The 2,835-nt window shown below is 46.7% G+C and carries 4 protein-coding genes; 2 read left to right on the top strand and 2 right to left on the bottom strand.

Annotation, left to right across the window (positions count from 1 at the left end):
* A partial coding sequence (locus KDK17_RS19070) for a phosphotransferase (protein ID WP_257288827.1) occupies positions 1 to 374 on the bottom strand: 374 nt, incomplete at its 3' end.
* Between the two features lie 158 nt (positions 375 to 532).
* Here KDK17_RS19070 and KDK17_RS19075 point away from each other — a divergent pair.
* Positions 533 to 1,444, top strand: coding sequence for a protein kinase (locus KDK17_RS19075; RefSeq protein ID WP_257288828.1), 912 nt, complete (start codon positions 533 to 535; stop codon positions 1,442 to 1,444).
* Between the two features lie 130 nt (positions 1,445 to 1,574).
* Positions 1,575 to 2,471: a protein kinase gene (locus KDK17_RS19080; RefSeq protein WP_257288829.1), complete on the top strand. Its 897-nt coding sequence runs from the start codon at positions 1,575 to 1,577 to the stop codon at positions 2,469 to 2,471.
* A gap of 8 nt (positions 2,472 to 2,479) precedes the next feature.
* On the opposite strand, the gene KDK17_RS19085 is transcribed toward KDK17_RS19080, so the two are convergent.
* Positions 2,480 to 2,835, bottom strand: a 356-nt coding sequence (locus KDK17_RS19085; protein WP_257288830.1) for a DUF2220 domain-containing protein, incomplete at its 5' end; no start/stop codon positions are given.

The raw sequence follows: 2,835 nt of genomic DNA on the forward strand, positions 1-2,835 counted from the left end.
AGCAGGTGATCCAGATTATCGAGTTCCGGTGGATAGCCTCCCATGCGTTTGAACAGGGCAAACTGGAAGCCTTCAAACTCATGCAAGGTTTCCTGATTCTCGTTTTGGAGGGGGGCCACGATTGGGAATTCCATTTCTTGCAGTTCCAGTGAGAAGGCGTGTTCTTCCAGAATCTGATCATGGCTCCAGCGCTCGGGACGATAAAATTTGGCAATAATCGGTAAGCCGTCTTCAATCCCCACCTGGTAAACACGGTTTTCGTAGCTGTTCAGAGCCAGGTTTCTGGCATCACACAGGTATCCCTGACTTTCCACTGCGTCCATCACCCGGTCAGGCGTCAGTCGTTCATAGGGATGCTGGATATCTGAACTCATAGAGGGCTCCCACCAAGGCAATGATCGTTAGCCGCAGAAGTTTACTACGAAATCCCTCTCAAAAGGTCAGGTTTACTGACCTTTCTGTTAGTTCTTCAGAAAACTTTTTCTGCCTTTGGTGACTCAAACCTCTTATCAGTCTCAGGAAGGACAAAACAATGGATGTTCAAGGCGTTACTTATCCAGGCCGCAGTTATCCAGACCACAGCTCACCCACAGATCAGGGGCTTTCCTGTAATCCCTGTGAAATGGTTGCATCGGCTGTTTACTACCTACTGGGTAAGCTCAGGCGGATTAGTGTGGATGAGGGGTTGCTGGCCTCCAGAGTCGAACATGTGGAAAATGGCGTCTCGGTGTCCCTTGAACTCTGGGGGACTCCGAGAGGTAAAAGCCTCTACATGAGAAAGTGTGGTTTAACCGAAGTGCGTAAACACCAACTCAAGATGGAAAAGGCGCTTCTCAGAGAGGCTCAGGGCCCGAATATCGTCAGGCTTATTGAATCGGACGACGATACTTTACTGATGCCCGACGCAGGCCGGTCACTTTATGAAAAGTTTATTCATAGTAAAGAAGCGTTATCACAGCCCGAATTTGAGACCTATGCCCGGCAGTTAATGAAGGGGGTCGCCCATTTGCACGATTCGGGGATCTGGCACCTGGACTTAAAGCTGGACAATCTGATAGTAGATGACGAACACAATCTCTCTATCATTGATTTTGGTCTGTCTCAGTATGCAGGTCCATCTGAAAACCTGGAAGTGTGTACAAAAGGCTATAAACCTCCTGAAATGTTTTACGAAGGACCTGAGGCCATTTCCAGTAAAACCGATGTTTTTTCAGCGGGTGTTTGTCTCTTCAGGCTGTTGACGTGTAAAAAGCTCTTTCCCGACAAGTTTGATCAGAACAAGATGATGAACCAACACACTTATTATGAGCACCTGAACCAGCAACTGAAAAAGGTGGCGCTTATTGATAAACGCTATGTGGCTTTGCTGAAGTCAATGCTGGCCTGGAATCCGGAGCATCGGCCTGATGCAGGGAAAGTGCTGAGCTACTTCATGAAAACCTGATTGTGAAATAAGTAATGAGCTTTATCCCCCTCAATAGGTCAGTTTTACTGACCTTTCTGTTAGTTCTTCAGAAAACTTTTTCTGCTTTTTGTGACTCAAATCTTATATCAAGCTCAGGAAGGACAGAACAATGGATGTTCAAAGCGCTACTTATCCCGGCAACAGGTTACTGACTGACCAGGATCGCTCCCGGAATCCCTGTGACATCGTTGCATCGGCTGCTTATTACGTGCTGGGTAAGCTCAGGCTGATTAATGTGCCTGAGGAGAGGGTGTACTCCAAAGTATTACGAGAGAATAAAAGCTTCTCTGCGACCTGTGAACACTGGGAGTCCCCTGTAGGTAAAAGCATCTACGTGAGAAAGTGTGCTGTGCGTAAAGAGTGTGAACGGTATCTCAAGGTTGAAAAGTGGCTTCTCAGAGCGTCTCAGGGCCCGAATATTGTCAGGTTTATTGATACGAAGGACAATACTTTGCTGATGCCCTACGCAGGTAAATCACTTCAAGAAATTTTATGTACTCACCCTGCAGGGCTGTCATTGCCGACGGTTGAGACCTATGCCCGGCAGTTAATGAAGGGTGTTGCTCACTTGCATGATGCAGGGATCTGGCATCTGGATTTAAAACTGGGAAATCTGGTAGTAGATGACCGGGACAATCTCTCCATCATTGATTTTGGTCTGTCTCAGTATGCGGGTCCGGCTGAAAATTACAAAGCCTGTACACAAGGTTACAGGCCTCCTGAACTTTTTTATGACGAGCCCACGGCAATTTCCGGGAAAACCGATGTTTTTTCAGCGGGGGTTATTTTCTTCGAGATGTTGGCGCGCAAAAGGCTTTTTTCCAGTCGCTTTGATCTGAACAAGATGAACGATCAAGACGCTTATAATGAGCACCTGAGCAAACGACTCAAAGAAGTGGAAGCTATTGATAAACGCTATGCGGAATTAATAAGGTCAATGCTGGCCTGGAATCCAAAGAACCGGCCTCATGCCGATGAGGTGCTGGGTTACTTCATGAGATCCTGACTGTGGTATTAATGATGAGTCTTCCAGTCAGCAAGGTGTCTGAAAACATAGTCCTGATTCAAAAATTCCTGTTCGAGACGAGTCCTGCCTTTCTCTGAATCCAGTAGTTGATTGAAGAGAGACTGCTCTTCTGGTGTCAGGTTTTCAGGCATTTGTTTGACGGGCTGGCTTTCATGAGAGGTTTTATTGAAGAATGTTTCATAAGTTTTATTGTCCATCATCAGCGCTGTAAGATCAGGCCTCATTGACCGGGCATCACTGAGAATGGCGAAGCCCCAAGTGTCAATATCACCCTGGCAGCCTGTCGGTCTTAAGCGTCCGTAGCGAGGATTGCAAGAAATTGAGGATAAAAATTTCTGCTTCT

Origin of the sequence: Endozoicomonas sp. SESOKO2 (genome assembly GCF_024606245.1) — a bacterium.
Taxonomy (GTDB): Bacteria; Pseudomonadota; Gammaproteobacteria; order Pseudomonadales; family Endozoicomonadaceae; genus Endozoicomonas_A.